Genomic DNA, 22,644 nt, shown 5'->3' with positions numbered 1-22,644 from the left:
ACATAAAAAGCACCCACTTATGTGAGTGCTAAAAGTTAACTATACTTCCTATATTCATTTTCAACTGTAACGTTGTCAAGTTCCGCATATACTAAAGTTGTAGAAGGATCATCATGCCCTAATATTTGTTGTAAAGTATTTAGATTCATGCCACTATTTAAAAGATGTGTAGCCATTGTATGTCTTATTAAATGAGGGTATACCTCCTTATTAATCCCTGATTGCTCTGCTATTTTATTGATTTCACGTTGTATTGACCTTCTTCCCATAAATTTAATAGGCTTCCTTTGTGTTACAAATACCGCATCACAATTATCTAACCTAGACATCAGATACTTCCTTAAATGAACTTGACATGTTGCATTGATATAAACTACTCGTTCTTTATTACCCTTGCCTACAACTCGAATCTGGAGCCTTTGCCAGTCAATATCAGATTTCTTCATTTGTTCTGCTTCTTCAAGTCTGCATCCAGTACTATAAAGCAGTTCTAACAAAGCTTTTTGTCTAAGTGTTTTAGCACCAGTACGTAATAACTCAAATTCTTCTTTTGTAAGAGCTTCCCTAAGTCTTTTCTCTACCTTAGGAGTTTTTATTTTTCTCATTGGACTTTTTTGGATATATTCTTCCTCTTCAAGCCAATTAAAGAATCCTCTTAAAATATCTGTATCATTGGCCAAAGTAGTATTCTTTAGATTTTCCTTTGACCTTTGAGCTATATACATTCTGATGTCCATAGCAGTTATATCCTCTACATTCTTTCTCATATGTCTAGAAAATCTCCCTAGAACTCTTCCATAGCCTTCTAGAGTTTTATCTGCTAATCCTTCTGTCTTTCTTGTAGCAAGGTATAAGAGAATCATATCGCTCATGTTGTCAATTACTGCCGGTAGAGTTTCTTTATCTTCAACAGTATAGTCATACAAGACTTCTTCAATAGCCTGTCTCACCTTTGCCTGGTCAAATATACCAGGGTACAATAGATCCAATTTTCCAACAATCCTAATCGTAGCTTCTTGTCTCTTCACTTTTCAAATTCCCTCCTATACCCACATAGGAGAAAACTTCGTTGCATAAATATATTATGTTTGGTATAATTAAATTGATCTCCTTTGTGGGATCTGAATTTGAAAAGGACCTTTTACTTTGACCGGTAGAGGTCCTTTTCTTATATATATTATACCAAACATTAGTTCTGTTGGCAATATTTAGTCAAGAAGCTTACGACGCATTTTTATCCTTATGTCTATTAATTACCTTCTTCTAACCCTAAAGCTTCTGCAACTGCTTCTCTTAAATTAAACAATTCTGGTACTTCATCAAAAATCATTTTACCTGCTAAAATCAATATTACATAACTTCTTACTATTGCACTATCTGGCTTGAAATACATTAAAAATACCTCCTTTATAAATTTAATTATTGTTCTTGCTCTTCTAAACATTGCTCTACAACCTCTTTCAAGTTAAAGAGATCTGGTACATCTTCTAAGGTTCTTAATCCTTTATTTATCAATAAGACATAGTCTTGTACTATTCTACTATCTTTAGTAAATACCATTTTTACATCCCCCCTAACATCATCATAAGTTCTATTAATTCTGCATTAGCTTCAGCTTGTTCAATTTTCTGTATTTCGTGTAGGGTTGTCATGACTTCTAATGTTTCTGCTGTGGTTTGTGCTAATTGTACTAATAATTGCTCATTTTTCTTTTGCAACTGCAGAATTCTCAAAGGATGATTTATCCCTTCTGGAAATTCACCATGAATTACATAATTTTCAACCATTGTCCCAAAGCCATCGGGTATACCTAATTCATTTATTTCTGCTAGTCTTTCCAACTGCTCTACTGTAGGCAGCTCGACTTCTATAAATTCAATTATCTCTGTATGTTCCCATTTCTCCTCAAAATCCACCCACCAATCATGCTCTTCTTTTCCTACATATTGTGTTGTTTCTTCACCATGTTGGATGTATCGTACTTTTTCGGTACAGAAATTCCATTTTCCGTTTTTAAAATACAACATGTAATCACCACCTTTATTCAACCAATTCTAATACGGGTCGCCAACCAGTATATAGACTTGACATAACATCACTGGAAGATTGTGTAATTCTAGTACCTCCTCGCAACAGACGACCAGATGCGTCAACGAATGATTCTTGGCACCAACATCTACTGCCATTACCACCATTAACGTGTAAATCATCATTAGTGTACATACCATTCTGTCCTGTCCCATAATTATGTGACCAAACAGGTATATCCGATTCAACATTGATGGAGTCAGGCCAATTTTTATTTATTGCTTGCTCATGGATTGGTAGCATAAGTCTATTCCACTCACTATAATGCATTGCCACCCCTGTCTTACTAGCAGCAGGGTCATTGTTTGCTCCACGCATTAATCTTACTTTATAAGTTAGTCCATTTATTCGTATCGTCTTATCTCCATATACAGCATTAACATTATCTATGTCTCCCCATGACAGATTATATCTAAATGGTTTTTTTGCTATGAATTGTATCTTACCCTGGTAAGCAAATTTCAGCCAAGACTCCGTTTCTCCGAATTGGCCATATCCTTTTGATAAGCCAATTGTATTTGCTAGATCATATCCAGTTATTAATTCACTACCAGGCACTTCGCCAAAATACCCAGCATTCCAATCACCTGCTATTAATTTAGTGTTGCCAGGTGAACCACTTTTATCATCTGGTAAATATATAAAAGTTAGCCATTGACCGTTTACATTTATTTCAACTCTATTATCTATAACCCTTACCCTACTATCAATAGCATTAGCCACCCTTAAAGGTGTCATCATCTTAGTATTATTTGTCCCAGTTTCTGACTCCGATTGAGTAGCAATTGCAGGTAAGGGTATATCGCTTAATTTAATGTGCCCAGCCTTGTCTTGTGTCGCCATTTCTGCCTTATGTGCAACTAAAGCTTGATTTATTTCATTTATTGCTGATACTAAACTTAACTTTGTTTCTGTGTCTAATTCTTCAGTATTACCTATTTCTGTTGTTATTTCTGTGAATTTTTCTGATATTGTTTTTCCGTCTGGCAAGGTTATACCGTCTGCGTTGAGATTTTCTATTGTGTTTTTTAAGTTTTTTAATTCAGCATCGATAATATCAGCATTATTGTTAAAAATTTCAACATTATAAAATTCATCTTGACCTGGCTTTATTAAATTGAAATTATCTGTATATTCAATCATTAACTAATCACTTCCTCTCTTAACTCCTTGTGAGTATATTGACTCAACTGTGCATGAGTAAATTTAGCTAAGGTTAAGTGTTGGTTGTATCTTAACTCTACAGTTATAATTAGATTAGCTGGTGCCATCCTTCTTGCTAATTTGTCTACTTCATCAAACATTCTTTTTTTAGTAAGCTCTATTTTAATCTTTAAGGTATGTTTTCCAAGATTTCTTGTCATTACATAGCCATCCTTACCACATAACTGGTCTAATTTATTCACTAAAACCCTATAAGTGTAAGGTAGTTTGTCATTTTCTCTTGCTAATACCCTAAATCTCCTACTTTCCAAATCATCATCAGCAAAAGGAGTTATTTTTAATATTTTTTCTCGTCTTGCAACTCCCCGCTCTGTAGCTGTTTCTATGAATTGGTCATCAGTTAAATCAATGACTGATTGCCAAGCTATTTCGAGTTCCGGATTTTCAGTTTTAGCTATTTCCATGTATTCTTCTATATCATGAAGTACATTAGGATAATACTCTTCTACTCTTTTCATATTACAACCACCTCACCAAGTAGAGGAATTTCAATATCAGCTAATACAAGGTTTTCGGCTACTCCATTTATTTTAGTATTTTGTATATCCAATACTCCAGGTAAGCCCAATGCTCTAGTTTCGATATAGCTTATTCTTATAACTAAGTTTTCTTCATCTTGCCAGGTCTTTTTCATTTCATGGAAGTAATCATTTATTGCGGCTCTAAAATTAGGCTCTACATCGACCCAAGTATAACCCTCTTGAAATGTTATACTTGTTTCTATGTTAATTATGCGTTCTGTAACCCCTTCTACGGTTACAATATGGTCAATAGGAGCTATACCTACCCCTTGCCCTTGATGTTGAGTAGGATCTATTTCAGTTTGTATATAATCGATTAATTCTGTAGAGGGTTTATTGTAGTCACTATCAATTATTACAAGCTTTACAGTACCTCCACCGGCCCAAACTGGATATACCTTTACACCACCCACGCCATTTAATTCATTTGTTTTCTTTTTATAATCAGCTATATTTCCTCCAAATGCTTGGCTTTCAAGGCTGTCAAAATATCTTTTCCTTAAATGTTCGTCATCTTCTTCATCTTCCCCAGGAATTAAAATATCCGCCAATTCAGCGGATACTAAGTTTTCTATATATTCAACTGGTATAAGTGTACCTGTATACGTATTCCCTATTGCCCCAGGTTCTTCACATTCTAGTTTGAACTCTCCATCTGTGATTTTTTCTATAACTGTATAATTTAAATCTTCCCCAGTAAACCTGCTACCTATAGGTATATTTAAAGGCAAATTATCGTTCGTTTTAAATATTCCTTTCCTTATTGCCTTTGTAGCAGGGTATCTATTTACTCCTCTTTCTGCTGCTCTCCTAGTCAAATATTCCCCAGTAGCAGTATCGGCATAGGTTCTATCCTCAACCAAACCCAGATCAATATACATTTGTGCTAGTTCGGCAGCAGCTGGAGTCAAAGCGTTCCAAATTATACTACCTTGTTTTTTATCGTATTTACTCGGCACTCTATCTAACATTCTTTGCATTATTTCCTCAAATGAATACACTATACACTCACCTCCCTAGAGGCTTCTATATCTCCAAATACAGTATGAACTGTAAATTTGACATGAATTGTATCTCTATCAGGATTTTCAAATTCAAAATTAGTTACATCAGTTATTCTGTTATCGGTCATCAAAGCTTCCTTTATTCTTCTTTTTAGTTCAGAATAGACATATGCCTTGTCCTTTCCAAATAGATTCGCTAACTCTACCCCATAATCCCAATCATATATTTCATGTTTATATCTTTCTACATTAAGAATTAGATATATAGCTTGCTTCATAGCTTCTAATCCATCAGTATAGCCTACTATTCGGTTCCCTTCAATCTTCCACGTGTAAGTCGGCTCTTCGACTATTTCTATTTCATCACCAATATTTATATTCTCAATTTTAGGTATCATGCACTCACCAACCTATCTAGGACGATATATTTTTGTCCTCCTTGTACTCTTAATAATAAAACTCTTTCTCCTACCTTCAAACTTTTTTTATGAATATGCTTTTTAATTCCTTGGTATTTATGTTTATGTCTATCAGGCCCATTCGCATCTTCGGTATTATCATCAACTTCTACCATAACTTCTATATCCACTACATTAGAAGTAAGAAGTATCATGTCGCCTTTTATATTCATACGTTGCTCTACATTGATTTCTAAGGGGTTTATTTTTGTAACTGTACCATAAGCTACAGTCATAGGAGAGCTTTGGTCTACTGCCTCCATAGCAGCCTGTTTTATTATCTGTATCATACTCATTTATATATCACCCCTTAAATCCAACGTCATCCAATGTTCATCATTACTAAATACGTGCTTAGCTTTTTCAACCAGCATATATTGTTTAACTGATATATCTCCTATATCCCTCATAAGAATCATTGCACTTGCTCCAGCCCTAACCCTTGTATCCCCAATCACATCTTTCAATTGTAGTGTTCTCTTTTTCTTATTTTTAAGTTTTAGTATAGATTCAGCCTTAACTTTTGCATTAGTATCTTCATCAACCTTGTCAAAGTATTGCAATACTCCCCAGTTGTTCATATTTTTACCGTCCTGTGCAATGTATATTTCTCTTTTCCCTGATTTTTCATTTTCTCTATACAATTTGACTTTGTTATAGGTATCAGAATCTATATCAGTTGTATAACTAAAGTTTTGGCTATTGAGTTCTCCTAAAACCAAGTCGGGTACCTTCATTGTTTCCACATCTTTAAGGGTAAGTTTACCAAAGTCATCATAAAGCACATAAAGCTTCCTTCTATTTAATAATGTTAAGTCTAAAGCATCATAGATTATATCGAACAAAGTCATGTTTTCTCTGATTCTACTAGGGATTACATACCCAGTATCGGCTATTCCTCCAGCCTTTAGATTAAAGTCTTTGGCTATCATCTTCACAACATCACTAGCTTTTTTCTTTGTGTATACGTAAGTGTCTTTATTTTTAAGATATCTTAATTGGTCGTAAGCTGTAACCTTTATAATCTGCTCTTTATCTCTACTTTTCATAAACACAAAACCAAAGAATATATTTTCGTCATCAGCCTTAAATATTACTGGATTGCCCTCCTGGAAGTCTAATTCATCATCATTTACTATACTAAAAGTTAGTTTCCCAGGTTCACCCATCCTGCTAGTTTCCCAAGTAACATCACCTTCTATAATTGGTAAATATCTTTTTCCATTATTGATAATTGATATTTCATACATAACCTATCACCTTAACCTTAAAACTTGTCCTGGTTTGATTACTTTAGGATTGGATATGTTATTTAGTTTAGCAATTTCATTATATTTACTACCATCATTCAGTTCTCTCTTAGCAATAGCCCATAAAGTGTCTCCTGATTTAACTGTGTACGATTTAGCTGGAGTTTTAGCTGGTCTTTGTTCCTTAATTGTGGCAGTAGCTTTTTCATTCTGAACATTTTGAATTGTAACTACCTGAGTTTTATACTCTTTGTATTGTTTTAATTTAATATCTACATATACATCTCCCACTTCTCCTGCCTTTTCTTCTACAGTGTAATCCTCTAAGGCTACCAACATATTTGTATCAAATAAAGGCTCTCCCCATGTAGATATACGAGATACTATAAATCTTACTGGTTTCTTTTCTGCCTTGTATTTTTCAAACCTTTCAAGGTAAAATTCAGGCATTTTGAACCCATTCGGATATACTGCAAATGGCAATTCTTGTCCAGGTAATAAAATCTTAAAATTAAACTCACTTAGTCCTGGATCTTTTAATATATTTACGTCACCCAAGTTTAATAATTCTACTACTTTATTTTTGCTATTTACTTTTAAAGTCAAGCTAGAAGGAGAAATAGGTAATTGCATTATTTCTCCTTCATAATCAAAATAAAAAGAGTACATTATTCATGCACCCCCTCTGCAGCTATATTAAGCTGTTCAGTTAGTATGTTTTCTATATGCTCTACAATCCCGTCTACATCGGCAGTTTCTTTTACGTCTCCAAATTCTATGCTTATCTGTGGTGCCAATGTAGCTGTAGTGAATCTATTTATTACTTCTTGCTCGGCCAAATCTCTCATCCATTTCAGGTCTTCATTAGATTTATCTACACTATTTTTTATTTTCTTTCCTGTGTCGTTTAGTTTGCCAAGATTATCATTTTGTGCGGCATTCCACATATCTTCCTGATTTCTAAAATTAGCTATAGCATTTTCTATGCTACCTAGTCCAGTTTTAAATCTATCTGGTAGTTGTTTGCCCCAATCATACGCTCCTCTGACTTCTGCTGCATAGTCTTTATATTCCATTCTAGTAGCTTGCCATACATTTTTATCGCTTATAGGTCTATTCTTTCCTAACTTCGCTATAGCATTATCCATAAACTGTACTTGAATCGTACCTATATCAGTATTTAGTACACCATTGATTTTTTCTATTAGCCAATTTAATCCACCTACAATTCCTTTAAACAAGCTATTGAAAAACCCCAATACGTCCATAGCTAGATTGTAAAATAACATTTTAATTGCATAAGTTGGATCTATGAATAAATTTACAAGGAATTCAGCAAAGTTAGCAAATGTATTCCAAACAAAAGCTATTCCGTTGTAGAGAGTAGCCCATAATACTCCAAATACACCACCTATAAAGCCTGTTATTTGATTAGCTGTTACCCCTGCTTGCATTAATATTTTTATAAATATGAGCACTGCACCTGCTGCCACCAAAATAGGCCAATGTGCCACCGTCCAAGCCTTAGCTTGTGCTAATATAGGTGGAATTGTGGCCCATAACTGTGATACCATCTGTACTAAATATATAGTTGCAATAGCTGCCAAAATAGGCTGTATAATATCCCAATTATTAGTTACAGTTTCAGTCAACCATATAACACTATTCACAATCATTGTCACTCCTGCCGCTATCGCCCCAAAGAATTGGTCAGCACTAGCAGATTGTAGCCAACTGTTTATCTTGTCGAAGACCGGCTCTAATCTCATCAAAGCTTCTTCTCCGGCTCTTGCAAGACCTAATTTTACTCTGTCTATTGCTTTATGGAACTTCTGTAATGGATTATCTTGGTATGCCCTTTTTATTTCATCTGTTAATCCTGCAGTATTTAAAGCTTGGTCAAAAGCAGATATAATTCCATCTAACGAACCTTTTTGTACTGCCCTTTTAAGCGGTTCTATTTGCGAATCTGTTAGATGCAAGGTTCTTTGTAATCTTGTAAACTCCCCCCTCATTGCTTCTTGCATAAGATTCTCAGCGCTTCCTAGATTACTAGTTCTCATTGATAATCTGTTTGCTACATCTGTTAACCCCATAAGTTTATCAGTATTCCTTGTTAATTGCATAAAGTTTCTTGTTACATTAGTTAAGTCTTCTATGTCGTTCCTGGTTTCAATTGCATATAATTGCAATCTATTAAAATAATGCTTTCCTATATTTGCATTACCAAAAGCTGCTTGCATTACTGCTACACGCTGATTAAGTTTACCTGCTTCCCCCACGGTATCTTTAATAAGTCTTTGTACTCCTCTAAAACTAATATAAGCTCCTGCAAGTTGCTTAATTCTTTTTGTGAGGTTTCCTGATGTTTCAATGTTATTTTTCATTTGATTGTTCTTTTCTTCTAGCTTTTTACCTGCCTTCTCTACTGCATCAGCCATCTTCATTTCCGCTAATTGTGCATCTAGTAATTTCTTTTCAAGCTTTTCGGTTGCTTCGTGATATCTACCTTTTATCTCAATGGATTTTAAATACTCTTGTTGCAGCCTCTCTACCGTTCTAACTTGATTAGCATATTTTGCCCCCAAAAGCTCTAAGGCTTGCTCTTCTTTGCTTAGGTTTTCAGCAAAATTAGTCCTTTTATTCATTGTCCTTTGTGTTTTTTCTATAGTTTGGTCCATTTTGGCAGCATTCCCAGTTATCCTATTTAAAACATTAGACATATTATCAATCAAATTAATCGAACTTCGTATTCCAGCTATAATAATCACCTACTTTCAGATATAAAAATAGCACCCTTTTCAGGATGCTTAAAACAATGTTTGTACTAAATGCTTATACATAATATCGTTCATCTCGATTAAACTTTCTTTACCATCTTTAAATTTTATTGCTACTAAATAAGCCTTTTTCTTTTTAGCTGAAAGACCTGCCAGCAATCCTGCAGGACCTAAAGCTAGAGAACCTACCATACCTCTTCCTATAGCACTCATTGCTTTAGTTCTATGTTCTTCATCTACAACCTCATAGGCCTCAACGGTTTCCTTGCTTATTGGCACACTTTTCCTAAATCCAGTTTTTATAGTTAAATATTTCATTGTAGAGCCAAGAAGTTTATTTTTATAATCCCCTGCTATAACCATGTTTTTAGCCATAGAATACACCTCCTACAACTTATTATATTCATAATACCAAATTACAGGAGGGACTTCCAGCTATTTCTTAATCTTATCTGCTTCCTTCTTCTCATTCTCTACCCTTGTGTCAATAAACGCATATATGGCAGCTCTTTCATACTTGTCTATGGGTTCTAATGGAGATTTTCCCATTAACACTCCAGGTCTAATTTTTAACTTATGAAGGGCATAGTAAGCATAATTAGCATCACTATCCCCTTCTTCTATTAGTTTTTTACTTCTTCAACTAATTCATCCATCCCTACATCGAATCCGTTTACTTCTTGCACTTTTTCAAGTAATTCAGCATATTCTCCACTTGTTAGCATTTTCTTTACTAGCTTATCAGCACCTAATACTCCATAGCTTTCTTGCAACTCTTTGTCTCTTAAATTAGGGAATACTACACATTCTACAATTAACTTTGCCATATATTCTTCATAATTTGTTTCTTGAGTTATTATCCCTTTATTTCTAATCTTTTTGGTGCATGATTTTCTTAAAGCCTCGTCTTCTTCTGCTGTAAGGGCCCTTATCTCCCAAGGAATCGGTTTCCCTTTTTCATCTACAAACCTATCGGATATAATATGTTTTTCATTCTCTGCTTTTATTGCGTTTTGACTTAAAAATGCGTTTAATCCACTCATTTAATCACCTCTACATATCTCTAAATTTATTAGTTATATCTACATCATTATAGGTAAAGCTAATATCTTCATCCAATGTTTCGGATTCTACGTCTAATTTTGCCATTATCACACTATCAAGGTTTACACCTTTCAAGATAGTTGTTTGTTGCCCTATGTTGCTTGTAGGGTCGTCATTTTCAATTAATATATCAAAATAAGTGTCTTTTCCTGTTTTGATATACTCAAGCATTAATTCCCTGAACTTACTTGTAGCATAGTAAACTGTAGCTGTACCAGTACCACTCCATCCACCTGCTTTGTGTTGCGTGCCTGTCCTTCCTAATACAGGTACTTCTACTTTATTCTTTTCTGCTGTAGCTTCTATATTTTTAAGGTATAACATCTCGTGTACCTCTCCATTTATAGTAGCAAATGCTTTACCTAACTTACCGCTAATAGCATCTTCTGCTCTCATAAAAGGCATATAATCCTCTCCTTTCTATCTAACCTCGATTGACATATATAATTTTTCCATTGAGTCGGTGGGCTGTACTACTTCATTCACGATTACATCTTGCTTTTGTACCCCTGGAAGGACAATAATGTCTTCTTGGTTAAAGTTCTCTATGGCTCTAATATTTAGTAGCTGTTCATGATAATTAACTAATTCATTCTTAAACAATTCTCTACCAGTATCATCATTTGTGACTTTCCCTAGATAGTAGTCACTAAATATTCTAGCTGTATCATTTGCTATTTGGTCTAGCACTCGAATTACTCTATTTGAGCTAAAATCCTGATTCTTCTCTGGTGCAAAATTAGTGAATGTATTTATATCTTTCAACACTCTTACATCATTGCCATCTTGATAAAAGGCAAACTCCCCATTTTGGATAGCTTGTTCAAATTCTCTTTTCTTGAATTTAGTATTAACCTCATATTCTCCATCATATTTTCTGTTGGTTAGTGATTCGTTTACATTGGCCCCTGCTGATTGTCCTGCTACCCAATAAACTAATTCAGGATTATTTTTAACTGATATAACGCCCTCAAAATCAGCCTTTACATAGTCATGTAATACAGTAGTTATCTTAACTCCTTCATCATCTCTTAAACGCTTTGTAAAGCTATCAAATAAAGCTTTAGTTACTTCGTCTTCTCCAGCATATACCAATGTTGTAAAATCTTCTGCTTCTATTTTGTCTAAGAATGAACTGTAATTTTCTCCTGTGGATGTGCCATTTTCTCCACCTGCCAAAGGTACTCCTGCTGTAATCTCTAATGCTCCAGTTCCATTAAATTCTACAAAGTTATTAGGTTCTAGCTCTGCTATTGTTGCTACTGTTTGAGTGTCTACCTTAGTTGTGCCAATATAAGTGATAACATCAAATTTAGTTTCATCATCAATATTGGCTTGTACTACTATTTTGATGTCGTTTCCTCTAGTACCTGGATGCTTTGCAGTTATGGTTAATCCTTCTGTTCCTACTGTTGCAGTTGCTTTCTTCCCTCCAGCTCCATTTATCCTGTATAGTTTTACTAATTTAGCACCTTTAAACACCTCTCTTAAAGGTTTCATTTCTTCGTCTGCAAAACTATATCCTAGAATATTTAAAGCTTCTTTCTGAAACTCTCCTGCATCTATGGTTATAACTTCATCCTCAGGTCCCCAGTTCATTTCCAAAGGTAATGCTACTATTCCTCTTTCACCCATAGAACCTAATGCCCTAGCCATAGATACAAAGTTTATATAAGCTCCTGGTAAAACTTTATTTGGAACTGTAAACGTACCTCCACCTAAAGCCATGTTACTTCACCTTCCTTTTTAGATAATTGTTAATTATTTTCTCTACTTCTTTTAATGTGTACATTCTGCCATCTTCTAAAATTGCATTAATTAAGTCCTTGTTAGTAAATTTCTTACTTTCAAGGACCTGTGATTTGGTAAATTTATTTTCAGTTTTCTTTGTTGTTTTAGCCATTATAGCACCCCTCTCCAACACCAAGGCTTATCTCCTAAATAAAAATGCTCTTTACCCATATGTTCTACAATATATTGCTTGTATTCTTCTGGCACTCTATCATCATTTAAAGTAGTGTTTACTATCTTTTTTAACATTTCATTCTCTGCATATAGTTTTGATACCACACCTATAGGGTATACAGCTGTTTCTTTAGCCATTTTTCAAACCTCCTCGCTGCTCTAAATTCACCATCTTAGGAATAGGTTCTGTTTCCTTGTATAGATAAATTGGATACCTTACAAAGAAATGTAACACTCCCTCTACAATCTCATGGTTCATGTCTAGCCCCATGAGCGGCCTTCCAGCTACTTCTATATATTCCATCTGGTCGTATAAGACCTCGGCCACTTTCCTTAAATCTGCATTTTTAGTACTACTATTTGGATTAGGAAAATAGTGTATATCGTATAAATGGCCTCTTTTGTACCTGTTTCCTAGCCCTCTATCTTGATTTGACCTTAACTCTTTTATATAGAAACAAGGCTCTTTGAAGTTTTGTTCTACCCCTTCACTGTATATTTTAGTATCCTTGTCCCTAAATGAATTTATTTTTCTTAATATCGCTTTTCTGATTTCATCTATCATTTGAAATACTCTCCTAGAAAATCATTTAGTTTTTCTTCTAATAATGCTGGTAATTCGTCTTGCATTTCATCTTCTGATATTTTCATGAAAAACTGTCCATCTACCCATCCTCTAGTTCCATCTTTTTTCTCTCTAGTTCTGTGACCATATTCAACATAAGAGGCATAATTTACTGGGTTAGATAAAATTATTATATATGTTCTACCTTTTTTAATTACATCTATATCATTTGCTATATACACGAATGCATCTGCAATATTACATTCCTCATCTTTCGGAACATCAATTTTCCCAGTTGTCCATCCCCTTCTAAGAGTTCCTCCTATTTCCCCTGAGCCCTTAGGGTAATCACCTACAGGAGTATTTGTAATAATTTTTGCTAATGTCATTGCTGCTATTTGCTTAACTGTATCCTCATTAAACTTCTGTATCTTCTCATCTGATAATCCCTTAAGTTTGTCAATCCACTCTTTAAGTTCTTTAGTATCCCAAATTCCAATAAGGCTCATGCTGTATCAGTCCTTTGTAGTACAATTTCCTGGTGTGTTTCATAAGGGAAAGGCTCTCCACTTCTTACAAATTTCCTAGTAACTCCATTTTGGGTAATTACTATATTTGAACCTGCTTTAATTTCTATATCTGGATTAATAAATAACACTGGAGAATACTGTATTGTATTGGCCATTTCTGTTTGATTAGTGGGATTAATGGTTTTCTTTGATAATTTGCAAGGTATGTTTTCATGTACTGGTGCTGGCTCTGGACTTACAATTGTTTCCCCTGTGTCTGGGTCCTCTGTTTCAATATACTCATATATAGTGCATAAGCCTTTATATTGACTTTCTATTGCTTTTCTTGCTAATTTCATATAATCACTCATACTACCACCTTAACTTTCTAAATGGGTCCAGTTGTGCCTTATAATCCTTTAACAATTCCTTTGATATGTCTATTTTCTTATTAGTTTCAAATGTGGTAGTGGTATCTCCTACTTGAATTGATTTTATGTCTTTTCCTTCTTCTTGACTTCCAAAGTTTTCAGCACGATATAATTCCATAGCCATACTTAAAACTGCATTATTTAATTCTTCTGGAATTTCTTTTATGTTGCAATAATTCTTTATTGTATCCTCTACTCTTTTTATAGTGAATTCTAATATAAAATCTTTGTCGTTATCTTTAATGCCTAATAAATGTTTTAACTTCTCTAAATTAGTCATTTTTATTCACCTTTTATCATTAATTCATACAAAACCTCTTTTTTATCTCTTGGATTATGTTCAATGCCTTTCTGCGTCAGTATTTCAATGATTTCAGCCTTTGTAATGTCATCTATACCTATTGTGTTGGCATCTTCTTTTTCTCCATTTGTAGGCTGTTCTGTGAGGTCGTTTTCCTCTCGTTTTTCTTTTTCTGCTATTCTTGATTGTTCTTCTAACTTTTTCTGCTTAGCTAGCTCTCTTCTCCTTCTTTGGAATCCTGCTAAACTCATGATATCCCTCCTTAAAAAGCTAAAGGGGGCAAATAAGCCCCTATTATGCTATCTTAAACTTAAACTTCACTACTCTTATTGCCTTTGGTTCATAAACTCTTTCCCAGTTAGTTCCTGTTCCTATTTCTGCGTTTGTTGGGAATACATCTGCTTTAGATGTATCAGTCCATTTAATTCCTCTTGGATGCAGTATAAATATTTTTCTATTTATTAGGAAATCCTCCCCTGAACTTGATAATGTGTCTCTATCTGTTTCTGTTTCTATGATTCTTGGATGCGAGCCATTGCCTAAGGCTATAGCTCCATTTCCAAATAGATACATGGTTCCCGTTTTAGTAGCCGTGTCAAATGGCATACCATCATCTACGATTACCCTCTTATTCATGAAGTATGGAATTCTTATGTTCTTATCTTTGGTTTCTTCATATTCAATTAATTGCATCTTTGCTAAATATGCTTCTATTGCTGAATGCATCATTACACCAGTTAACAAATCTTTTGCATCTCCCATTAACTGGTTGGCATCAACGAAAGATTCTGGTGTTAGTAGTGCCGCATCATCTAGCTCGCCAGATATATCTAGTACTTTGTCTACCATAGAATCAGATGCAAATACTCCATCAAGAGTGGCTAATAAAATCTTTTGCATATCTCTAGCCCAGTATGCAGCTACTAAATCAGCTATAGCTCCCATTGGGTCGTCTCCACTTAGTAGGGCGGAGAGTCCATTGGCTCCCCATGCTCTAGCTCTACCATGTTTAACTGCTACGTCTTTGTTTGAGCCAATCTTTCCTGGAGTTAAAGCCCCATCATCTTTCATTACTTCGGAGTCCCCTGTAAGGTCATTCCAGTATGGCATATTTACTGTTGTATTAGGCCCGCCTGCCAATGCGTCGAATTCAGCATTATGTTCCACAATACCTGAATTGATTAATGCAGATAGTTCCATAGTTCTCTGAATTACATAAGGTGTAAACACTTCTGGTTGAATAACATCTGCTATTCTAGTAGTCATAAATTATCTCTCCTTTCATTATTTGCCTTCCGCAGCTGCCTTAAGTTTTGCAGCTAACTCTGGATTTTCTCTAAATATTCTACCTTGCTCTGTTAGATTGAAATGTTCCTTAGAAAATGGATTCTTCTTATATTCTTGTGGCATTGGGTCTCCTGGAGGATTGGTCCCTCTGCCTTTTAGGGTATCCTCACCAAATAAATAAGGATCCGATTCTTTCAGACCCTTTAACTGTTCATCTAACCCTATTAAGTTGTCTCCATCTAAACTAACCTTTTCTAAGTCTAACAAAGCCTTTACTGCTTTAACATTTTTAGCTTTTTCATCTTTTAGAGCTAATTCTATAGCTGTTTCCTTTCTTAATGCAGCAATCTTAGTTTCGTATTCTTCTTTAGTTTGATTGTTTAGGTTTTCTAATTCAGTTATTTTAGCAGTTAGTTCTTCATTTCCTGCTGCCTTTATTTTTAATTCTTTGAGTTGAGTATCTCTTTCCTCTATCTGTATCTTTAGTTCTTTCTTTTCCTCGTTTACTTCATTGAATCTTTCAATAGGTATATACTTATCTTTTAAAGAGTCTTGATAAACTTTTAATACCTTCTTGGCTATTTCTTCATCTAAACCCATTTCTTTTAATTGTTCTAAAGTCATTTATATTCTCCTTTCAAATTTACGTTTTTTAACGTGGGTGTCGGCCACGAAATCTGATACGTCTCTTTTACATCTGACCTTTAAGAAGATGAATAAAAATAAGCCTGTTTAACGACTGTTGCTCAAAGTCAATTAAAAGTATTTCCATTTATAATACAACCTTTTTAACTCCCACACTACTCCTAACAATGCTAGAAGTATAAATAAGAATAAGTTATCATATTTGTATAAAGCAAGTATTGCCACTAAAATTAGAATAAAAGCAATTCTATGATATAAAGTTGCTATCATTTTTGCAATAATCTGCATTACATTCACCTACCTAGACCTAAAGATTAAATTAATACATGCCATAGCCACTAGCCACGTTAAAAATATTGAAACAACATACTCTTTAAAACTTCCGAATCCTATAAGCATATATTCACCTACTCATCTCGTATTTCACTAACCCATTCTTCATTTACATTGTCACAAATACATTTTGCTTGTAAATTATTATAGTAATCTTCATCATAAAGTCTAGGACACTTCTTTGCTTGTTCTTTAAACCTTCGCCTTGCTAATTTAATGGCTGCCTCTTTGTCCTTTGCAATAGCTAATACTTTAACTACTCCAAATCCTATATATCCATTTGTAACCTCGTATAGTTTCATGTTTATACCTCCCTTACAATATAGCCGCCTATTTTTATCTTATCTGGTATGTTCGATTAATCCCTCTCCCTTTCAATTTGCGTATTCCTTATATCTTTAACGATAAATAATGTAAGTAAATTTATGACAAATGTCCCTACAATCCAACCTCCAAAGTAACCTATTAAACGATTTGTATCCATTTAACCACCTACCCCCCTACATGCTTCTTATACCATTCTTTATAACTCATGTCTCCAGGTACATAATATCCTTTACCTGTCTTTGGGTCTCTCGCCCACCTTTGCTTAATATTGCCTTCAAAGTAGGGACAAATAGTAGACCTGCAATACACATGCAGAGGTGGCCAATTAACTCCAATATCCATTTCCGATAACTTGAATACCCTTAAATCCATATCCTGACATATATCGGATGTCCTCATGTCTAAGGTAGCCAAGAATTGATATTCTTCTACTCCTAATTCCTTAAAAGCTTTAGCTCTAGCTTCATTAGCAAAGAAAGCTGATTCAGTCATAATAAGCCTTCCCGCTGCCCTCTTAGACACTTCCATCTTCTTTGATATATTTCTTATTGCTGTATCTGGCGCGTCTCCACGAATAAATGATTGAGCTAGTTCCTTTTGTAGCTCATCAACTAATACTTCTCTATCTCTCCATATCCTTTCAGAAAAGTTGCTTCCATCAGGAGCCCATGGCTTAGCAATTATAGACTCTATTGTTTTTGTATCCAAGATAGTAAATGTATCTCCTATGCCAAATCCTTTTTGTACCTCATATATAGTTCTATAATAACCTTCTTTTATGAGTTCCTCTGATAGCTTAGTTAGTCCATGCAGTCTTTTAGCTGTAATTATTTCTACTTGCTGTCTAATTTGATACTCTAGTGACTGTAATCCACTTAATCTAACTCTTGTACTAGCATTTTCTAATTCTTTTAACCATCTTTGGTCTACTGCATTTTCCTTGCCTTTTGCAATGTATTCCTCTACTGTCCAATAGAACTCTTTTAATTCTCTATTGTCTAGTATCCTTCTAGCATCTGTCATTGTTATTTCATTGTTTTCTGCAAATCTAATATAGAAATCCCTTATATCTCTTTCTAATATTGATATAGCTCGTTCGTATTCTTCCTCTAGATCTTTATAGTAATCTTCACCTTTGTTAAGTAAGGATTGAGTTAGTAGGGTAAATCTCTTTTGCCAATACTTATTCGTCTTCGCCATCTTCCTCACCTAATCCTTTGTAGGGAGTAAATTTATCTAATTCAGTTTCCTCTTGTTTTTCTAACCTTTCTTTTTCCACTGCAACATCTTCTACCCAAGGATGATTAGCAATTATAGTTTCATCTGATATTATTCCTTTGGAATCCCTTGCTATTTCTACATCCTCTTTATCATTGGTTATCATAGTTTTTCTAAATGTTACCTGGATAGTAGTGCTATCATAATCTTTCTTATCTATGATATTGATGTATTCAGTTGCAAACCAAAGTAATCGCTTGATGCTCTTTCTAAATTTTCTTTCCATGATGCTGGCTTTTAAATCTAATGAAGAATATAGGAACTTTAAAGCTACTCCTGAAGGTGAATTACCGAATCTATCAGTTTTCATATTAACCCCTTGCCCAAATAGGAATATATTTTCCTCAAGTCTATCTAACATTTCCTTTTTAGCTTCTACTGGTATGCTCAATTCTACTTTGTCTATTCCACTATTTTCTCCACTGTCTACAGTTAAAGCTTTGTAGTATCTTATATTTTCTTTGAATTCAGCTAAACTTTCCCCTTCATAACCTTTTAAGACCATAATTATTTCTTGTACCTCTTCAAGGTTATTGGCTAAATCCGATATATTTAAGTCATAACTATCTATTAGTTCTTTGTAAAATTTTAAATCTGACAATCTTTCCTCGTTATTCGGGAATTCTATAAAGGGTACTTTGGTCCATCCATAGCCAATATCATTGTAGTAAAAATGATGGTCGGGATTCGGATTTTCTGTATCATCTAATACAAAATCTCCACTATTGTCCTGGATGTAAAATGTTACTGTCTCCCTTGTCCACCACTCTACTCTAATTCGTTCTTTACCATTAACCTCCACTAAGTAGTATCTTAATACTACTTCTAAGTTCTCCTGGAGGCTTGTATCGTATATAGGGATAACTTCCTCTGCTGGAATAATGATAAACTTGAATAGCCCCTCCTCGTTTATATAGACATGTAGCCACTCTGTGCCCTTGTTTGAACTATTCTTTGCCAGTTCGTTTAGTGTATCATCCCACTCTTCACCAAGAATAAGGTTAAGTCTGTCTTCGTATTCCTTCTGATTTTCTCCTGCTTGGAGCACTACAGGTTTACCTACTAAATATGCCACCTTCTGGTCTACTAATAGCTTGTGCCAGTTATGAGGTATCTTGTTATTTGCTTTCGTATCATCTTCTGTCTTAACTCCATTTTTGTAGTAAAATTGTTTTCTATCCAGAATATCATTCTCGTTATAATAGTACCTCTGGCCTTCCAACATCTTAGTAGTATCGTGTTCATCTATTAGATCTTTTATGATGCCGGAATCATTTATATTAGATTCACTTATTAGCTTTTGTTTTAGTAATTCATTATATGTTATCAATTTATCACCTACTTTAAGAATCTTATGCCACCTCTATTGAATAATACAGTATTAACAAAATATCTATCCGCATCCATATGGTGGTCGTTTTTCTTTATTGGTTTATCTTCTCCTCTTTCAGCTGCCTTTTCATCCCATACATAGGAGTTAAATTCTTTGAATGTTTCTTTACAGCAATCATTATACTTTATCATGCCTTCATTTAATGCAGTTGCTACATTTCTTATGCCATCTAATACTTCGTTGTTAGCTTCTTTTACTCTTAGCCCTCTTTTCTTTAATTCTGCTATAAAGCTTGCTGCTGAAGGATCCACTATAATAAATTTAATATTTAATTCTCCTATGAATTCTTCCAAATCATCTGCATATTCTGTATCTGTTTTCTGCTTATTCTTTTCTCTTCCTGAATAGTGGTATTCTTTAACCTTGTACCATATCCCATTAAAAAGACCCCACAATCCAAATACTGTAGGGTTTTGAGTACCATAGTCAATTGAAATATAATATTGTATATAGTTTCTAGGCTTTGTGTTTACTACATGTTTATTTTTACTAAACATATCGTATATAATTCCTTCTGCCATTACCCACAAACCTAGGATGTACCTTTGGAAGAATACTCCACTATACATGGACCTATATCTTTCCTTAACTTTTTCAGATAAACTAAGATTGTCGTCCATAGTAAAGTGTAAATGTATTAAGTTCTTTTCTTTAATTTTATCTATCCAATTTACTTTAAACCAGTGATAAGGCCCTTCTGGGTTACAGTTAAACCAAAACTTAGAACCTTCTACAGAACATCTACCAGTAGCTTGGTTAACAAAGGATTCAGGCATTAATGCAACTTCATCAAAAAATACTCCTGCTAATGTAATCCCTTGGATTAAATCTTGGGAGCTTTCATCCTTACCACCAAATATATAGAAGTAGTTAGTCTTTCCATTTTTAGTTACTACAACTAGATTGTCAGCCCTTAAATCTCTGACTTTATACCTCCTAGACTTTAGCATTAGCTTAAGCCAGAATAAAACATTTCTCCTAAAAGATCCTATGGTCTTACCACACATACCAAAGTTTTGTTGGTCAAATGTCTCCATGGCCCACATAACAAATGATAGTGACATGGATAAAGTCTTACCACTTCTAATAGCTCCATCTGCTATTATTCCTTCTTTATCTGATACAGGAGAGCCAGGCAGCCACCAGGTTAATATTTTCTTTTGCTTTTTGGAGAAGGGTTGGAACTTAAATACTGCTTTTTTAATCTTCATCATCTTCCCAAACCTCGCTTATTTGTCCTTTTAATGCATCTATAAATCCATCATCTTCGTATTCCTCATCTTCTCCTTGAACCTTAACTTTTTCTAATTCTAATCTTTCTTTCCTTAATTGTAGCTCTATTTCTGTTTTATACTTTTGGAATTCTAGCCTTTCTTTGTCTAGTTCTAGCTTTTCTGTATCTGTGGCCATTTTAGCCTTAGCTTCTATTAATCGTCTTAACTGGTCCATACAGGCATTAATTCCTGCTATTCTTTCTTCTTCTGTTAGCTCTTTTTCTACTTTCTGGCCAAACATATTATAAAAAAAAGACTTCTCTCTATTAAGAAGCCTTGCTATTTTTAATCTTAGCAATTTTATTTCATCATCTATATTTACTGTAGATTGTATCGTGTTAAACAATATTTTATCTTCTGTATTTAACATATCGTAGTATAAGGATTGATATGCTCCATGTTTTATAGCATTAAGATTTCCTTTAGGAGCTGCTCCTCCTGGATTACCTTCTGCATTCTTATTTCCTTTGGGTGCACCCCCTTTGCTTTTGTGTGCACCCTTTTTGTTTCTCTTTTTCCTTTCATCAGCCCAGTTATATCTTTTTACCCAGGACTTTAGAGTATTCATGCTAAGATTGTATTTTTCACATATATCTTTATATTTCATACCTTTCATATAGTCCTGTTTTGCTTTTTTTCTTATCTCATCCAATGATCACCACCTCATTGCTAGTTGAGTTTGTTTTATTTATTGGTTTTTTGCATGAAAAAAGAGCCCTATTGGCTCTTAGCTTTTATTTTAAAAATTCAATATCTGGCTTCTCTTTGTATTCTATCTTTACTATATGTCTAGTATTAATAGTGATAGGTCTCTTTTCTGGATCAGGGCTAATCATTACTAAATCTTTATTTATCGTAGAATAATCATCTGCTGTAAACTTTTCAATAAATTCATCTGGATGACCATCTATAGCATGTATATCTCCATTGGATAAATGTATTACAGTTTTCATATATATTCCTCCTTAGTCGTATTACACTAATCAAAATATTAATAATTATGTAATCTTCCCAAGCAAAAATCCTATTGCAAAAATGACTATATATTTGATTATTTCCTTACCTACTTCTGTACCTGTATCTTTTAAAAATCCTTTTAACCAATCTTTCATTTTGTCAATAGGTGTTTTTCTCAATTCTATTACATATTCTATCCCTTTTTTCACAATATGAATATCTTTATCATTTATATCAAATATTGCATTGTTTCTATATTTAGGATGACTTCTTCCACCGCTAGTATAAAATTTACCATCTTGTTTTCTTTTTATCTCAATATATTTCAGCCTTTCAAGTTTTTCTAAATAATAAACCAACTCTTGAATTCTTTCATTGTTTCCTTCTTCTGACAACTTATATCTTTCTTGTTCAATTTTAATTTCTAGCATATTTTTTATATCCCTATCATATAAATCAATCAATATCTGTTTTTCTATATCATTTAATGTTTCCACACTTCTTGCCCCTCCCTTCTCCTTGTCTACTTCTACAGGAAAGGAGAAAATCCTTCAATAATTTATCGCAAGTTTCGACATTATCCCCACTTCACTTGTTTAATCCTTCTGCCAACTCTTTTATGGCCATCATGCTGCATCAATCTCTCTGCTCTATCCCCTAGCTTAATACCTTTATCTCTTTTCTTCTGCTGCCTTCTACCTATCTTTATTAACCTTCTGTATATATCTATATCTTTAAATTTGACTATCTCTTTTATGCTCATTTCTCCTTCCCCCAATCTAACCTCAAACCTTCTTTCTTGCATCTAGGGCAAATATTCTTCCCTACATGGCCGCCCTGCTTTCTAATAGTATAAATAATATGCTCCCATCTGGGTTTTTCTAATTTATAATCGCAATATTTACATTTAACCTTAATCATAGTTATCCCCCCAAATAAAAAATCCCACC

General features: G+C 34.1%; 35 protein-coding genes. All 35 read right to left on the bottom strand.

Translation table 11 applies throughout. The features are described from left to right. Positions 1 to 35: 35 nt before the first annotated feature. The 35 genes from xerA to C3E89_RS12745 all read right to left on the bottom strand — a co-directional run bounded on the left by xerA (position 36) and on the right by C3E89_RS12745 (position 22,615). Positions 36 to 1,028, bottom strand: a complete 993-nt coding sequence (gene xerA / locus C3E89_RS12910; protein WP_236913350.1) for a site-specific tyrosine recombinase/integron integrase — start codon at positions 1,026 to 1,028, stop codon at positions 36 to 38. A 221-nt stretch (positions 1,029 to 1,249) separates the two neighbouring features. Then, positions 1,250 to 1,393 carry a CD1375 family protein gene (locus tag C3E89_RS12905; RefSeq protein ID WP_236913349.1) on the bottom strand — a complete coding sequence of 48 codons (144 nt, stop codon included), beginning with the start codon at positions 1,391 to 1,393 and terminating at the stop codon, positions 1,250 to 1,252. Positions 1,394 to 1,419: 26 nt separating this feature from the next. Then, entirely contained in the window at positions 1,420 to 1,560 is a 141-nt protein-coding gene (locus C3E89_RS12900) for a CD1375 family protein (RefSeq protein WP_236913348.1), read from the bottom strand. Positions 1,561 to 1,562: 2 nt separating this feature from the next. Then, positions 1,563 to 2,027: a hypothetical protein gene (locus tag C3E89_RS12895; protein ID WP_236913347.1), complete on the bottom strand. Its 465-nt coding sequence runs from the start codon at positions 2,025 to 2,027 to the stop codon at positions 1,563 to 1,565. 13 nt (positions 2,028 to 2,040) lie between these two features. Next, positions 2,041 to 3,231 carry a head completion/stabilization protein gene (locus C3E89_RS12890; protein ID WP_236913346.1) on the bottom strand — a complete coding sequence of 397 codons (1,191 nt, stop codon included), beginning with the start codon at positions 3,229 to 3,231 and terminating at the stop codon, positions 2,041 to 2,043. Further along, entirely contained in the window at positions 3,231 to 3,770 is a 540-nt protein-coding gene (locus C3E89_RS12885; protein ID WP_236913345.1) for a putative phage tail protein, read from the bottom strand. The genes C3E89_RS12890 and C3E89_RS12885 overlap by 1 nt, the downstream gene beginning before the upstream one ends. Continuing rightward, a complete protein-coding gene (locus tag C3E89_RS12880; protein ID WP_236913488.1) occupies positions 3,767 to 4,813 on the bottom strand; it encodes a baseplate J/gp47 family protein in 1,047 nt (348 codons plus the stop codon). The genes C3E89_RS12885 and C3E89_RS12880 overlap by 4 nt, the downstream gene beginning before the upstream one ends. A 20-nt stretch (positions 4,814 to 4,833) precedes the next feature. Beyond that, positions 4,834 to 5,235 carry a DUF2634 domain-containing protein gene (locus C3E89_RS12875; protein ID WP_236913344.1) on the bottom strand — a complete coding sequence of 134 codons (402 nt, stop codon included), beginning with the start codon at positions 5,233 to 5,235 and terminating at the stop codon, positions 4,834 to 4,836. Then, a complete protein-coding gene (locus C3E89_RS12870) occupies positions 5,232 to 5,591 on the bottom strand; it encodes a DUF2577 domain-containing protein (protein WP_236913343.1) in 360 nt (119 codons plus the stop codon). The genes C3E89_RS12875 and C3E89_RS12870 overlap by 4 nt, the downstream gene beginning before the upstream one ends. After that, positions 5,592 to 6,545, bottom strand: a complete 954-nt coding sequence (locus tag C3E89_RS12865) for an XkdQ/YqbQ family protein (protein WP_236913342.1) — start codon at positions 6,543 to 6,545, stop codon at positions 5,592 to 5,594. It lies immediately after the preceding gene. Between the two features lie 6 nt (positions 6,546 to 6,551). After that, positions 6,552 to 7,214: a LysM peptidoglycan-binding domain-containing protein gene (locus C3E89_RS12860; protein ID WP_236913341.1), complete on the bottom strand. Its 663-nt coding sequence runs from the start codon at positions 7,212 to 7,214 to the stop codon at positions 6,552 to 6,554. Further along, positions 7,214 to 9,280, bottom strand: coding sequence for a hypothetical protein (locus C3E89_RS12855; protein ID WP_236913340.1), 2,067 nt, complete (start codon positions 9,278 to 9,280; stop codon positions 7,214 to 7,216). Before C3E89_RS12855 ends, C3E89_RS12860 begins: the two co-directional genes overlap by 1 nt. Before the next feature lie 75 nt (positions 9,281 to 9,355). Further along, positions 9,356 to 9,700 carry a hypothetical protein gene (locus tag C3E89_RS12850; RefSeq protein ID WP_080914112.1) on the bottom strand — a complete coding sequence of 115 codons (345 nt, stop codon included), beginning with the start codon at positions 9,698 to 9,700 and terminating at the stop codon, positions 9,356 to 9,358. Between the two features lie 248 nt (positions 9,701 to 9,948). Next, entirely contained in the window at positions 9,949 to 10,368 is a 420-nt protein-coding gene (locus C3E89_RS12845) for a phage tail assembly chaperone (RefSeq protein ID WP_236913339.1), read from the bottom strand. Positions 10,369 to 10,378: 10 nt separating this feature from the next. Next, entirely contained in the window at positions 10,379 to 10,834 is a 456-nt protein-coding gene (locus tag C3E89_RS12840; RefSeq protein WP_080914109.1) for a phage tail tube protein, read from the bottom strand. A gap of 15 nt (positions 10,835 to 10,849) precedes the next feature. Continuing rightward, positions 10,850 to 12,157, bottom strand: coding sequence for a phage tail sheath family protein (locus tag C3E89_RS12835; protein ID WP_236913338.1), 1,308 nt, complete (start codon positions 12,155 to 12,157; stop codon positions 10,850 to 10,852). 1 nt (position 12,158) lies between these two features. Next, complete coding sequence (locus tag C3E89_RS12830; protein ID WP_236913337.1) at positions 12,159 to 12,332, bottom strand: hypothetical protein; 174 nt, start codon at positions 12,330 to 12,332, stop codon at positions 12,159 to 12,161. Continuing rightward, positions 12,332 to 12,532, bottom strand: a complete 201-nt coding sequence (locus tag C3E89_RS12825; RefSeq protein WP_236913336.1) for a hypothetical protein — start codon at positions 12,530 to 12,532, stop codon at positions 12,332 to 12,334. Before C3E89_RS12825 ends, C3E89_RS12830 begins: the two co-directional genes overlap by 1 nt. Next, entirely contained in the window at positions 12,525 to 12,959 is a 435-nt protein-coding gene (locus C3E89_RS12820) for a phage tail terminator family protein (RefSeq protein WP_236913335.1), read from the bottom strand. Before C3E89_RS12820 ends, C3E89_RS12825 begins: the two co-directional genes overlap by 8 nt. After that, positions 12,956 to 13,468, bottom strand: coding sequence for an HK97 gp10 family phage protein (locus C3E89_RS12815; RefSeq protein ID WP_236913334.1), 513 nt, complete (start codon positions 13,466 to 13,468; stop codon positions 12,956 to 12,958). The genes C3E89_RS12820 and C3E89_RS12815 overlap by 4 nt, the downstream gene beginning before the upstream one ends. Continuing rightward, complete coding sequence (locus C3E89_RS12810) at positions 13,465 to 13,839, bottom strand: hypothetical protein (protein WP_236913333.1); 375 nt, start codon at positions 13,837 to 13,839, stop codon at positions 13,465 to 13,467. Before C3E89_RS12810 ends, C3E89_RS12815 begins: the two co-directional genes overlap by 4 nt. 1 nt (position 13,840) lies before the next feature. Continuing rightward, positions 13,841 to 14,179 carry a phage head-tail connector protein gene (locus tag C3E89_RS12805; protein ID WP_236913332.1) on the bottom strand — a complete coding sequence of 113 codons (339 nt, stop codon included), beginning with the start codon at positions 14,177 to 14,179 and terminating at the stop codon, positions 13,841 to 13,843. 2 nt (positions 14,180 to 14,181) lie between these two features. Beyond that, a complete protein-coding gene (locus C3E89_RS12800; protein WP_236913331.1) occupies positions 14,182 to 14,451 on the bottom strand; it encodes a hypothetical protein in 270 nt (89 codons plus the stop codon). Positions 14,452 to 14,494: 43 nt separating this feature from the next. After that, on the bottom strand, positions 14,495 to 15,466 hold the full coding sequence (locus tag C3E89_RS12795) for a major capsid protein (protein WP_236913330.1): 972 nt from the start codon (positions 15,464 to 15,466) through the stop codon (positions 14,495 to 14,497). An 18-nt stretch (positions 15,467 to 15,484) separates the two neighbouring features. Next, complete coding sequence (locus C3E89_RS12790) at positions 15,485 to 16,111, bottom strand: phage scaffolding protein (RefSeq protein WP_236913329.1); 627 nt, start codon at positions 16,109 to 16,111, stop codon at positions 15,485 to 15,487. Between the two features lie 428 nt (positions 16,112 to 16,539). Further along, a complete protein-coding gene (locus C3E89_RS12785; RefSeq protein WP_236913328.1) occupies positions 16,540 to 16,767 on the bottom strand; it encodes a hypothetical protein in 228 nt (75 codons plus the stop codon). Between the two features lie 56 nt (positions 16,768 to 16,823). After that, positions 16,824 to 16,949: a hypothetical protein gene (locus C3E89_RS13380; protein ID WP_272876625.1), complete on the bottom strand. Its 126-nt coding sequence runs from the start codon at positions 16,947 to 16,949 to the stop codon at positions 16,824 to 16,826. Positions 16,950 to 16,957: 8 nt separating this feature from the next. After that, on the bottom strand, positions 16,958 to 17,992 hold the full coding sequence (locus tag C3E89_RS12780) for a minor capsid protein (RefSeq protein ID WP_236913327.1): 1,035 nt from the start codon (positions 17,990 to 17,992) through the stop codon (positions 16,958 to 16,960). Next, the gene (locus C3E89_RS12775) at positions 17,976 to 19,400 is read right to left on the bottom strand and encodes a phage portal protein (RefSeq protein WP_236913326.1); all 1,425 of its coding nucleotides are present in this window, start codon (positions 19,398 to 19,400) and stop codon (positions 17,976 to 17,978) included. Before C3E89_RS12775 ends, C3E89_RS12780 begins: the two co-directional genes overlap by 17 nt. An 8-nt stretch (positions 19,401 to 19,408) precedes the next feature. After that, a complete protein-coding gene (locus tag C3E89_RS12770; RefSeq protein WP_336512947.1) occupies positions 19,409 to 20,677 on the bottom strand; it encodes a PBSX family phage terminase large subunit in 1,269 nt (422 codons plus the stop codon). After that, positions 20,664 to 21,389 carry a terminase gpP N-terminus-related DNA-binding protein gene (locus tag C3E89_RS12765; protein ID WP_236913325.1) on the bottom strand — a complete coding sequence of 242 codons (726 nt, stop codon included), beginning with the start codon at positions 21,387 to 21,389 and terminating at the stop codon, positions 20,664 to 20,666. The genes C3E89_RS12770 and C3E89_RS12765 overlap by 14 nt, the downstream gene beginning before the upstream one ends. Positions 21,390 to 21,471: 82 nt before the next feature. After that, positions 21,472 to 21,690: a hypothetical protein gene (locus C3E89_RS12760; RefSeq protein ID WP_236913324.1), complete on the bottom strand. Its 219-nt coding sequence runs from the start codon at positions 21,688 to 21,690 to the stop codon at positions 21,472 to 21,474. A 45-nt stretch (positions 21,691 to 21,735) separates the two neighbouring features. Beyond that, positions 21,736 to 22,191 (bottom strand): hypothetical protein, encoded by a 456-nt coding sequence (locus C3E89_RS12755; RefSeq protein ID WP_236913323.1) that lies wholly within the window; start codon positions 22,189 to 22,191, stop codon positions 21,736 to 21,738. Positions 22,192 to 22,271: 80 nt separating this feature from the next. After that, entirely contained in the window at positions 22,272 to 22,457 is a 186-nt protein-coding gene (locus tag C3E89_RS12750; protein ID WP_236913322.1) for a hypothetical protein, read from the bottom strand. Further along, on the bottom strand, positions 22,454 to 22,615 hold the full coding sequence (locus C3E89_RS12745) for a hypothetical protein (RefSeq protein WP_236913321.1): 162 nt from the start codon (positions 22,613 to 22,615) through the stop codon (positions 22,454 to 22,456). Before C3E89_RS12745 ends, C3E89_RS12750 begins: the two co-directional genes overlap by 4 nt. Positions 22,616 to 22,644 lie beyond the last annotated feature (29 nt).

This window comes from Clostridium sp. Cult1 (assembly GCF_021655095.1).
Lineage (GTDB): Bacteria > Bacillota > Clostridia > Tissierellales > Tepidimicrobiaceae > Schnuerera.
Note: the sequence above shows the minus strand (reverse complement) of the source record. Positions and strands in the feature narration are given on the sequence as shown.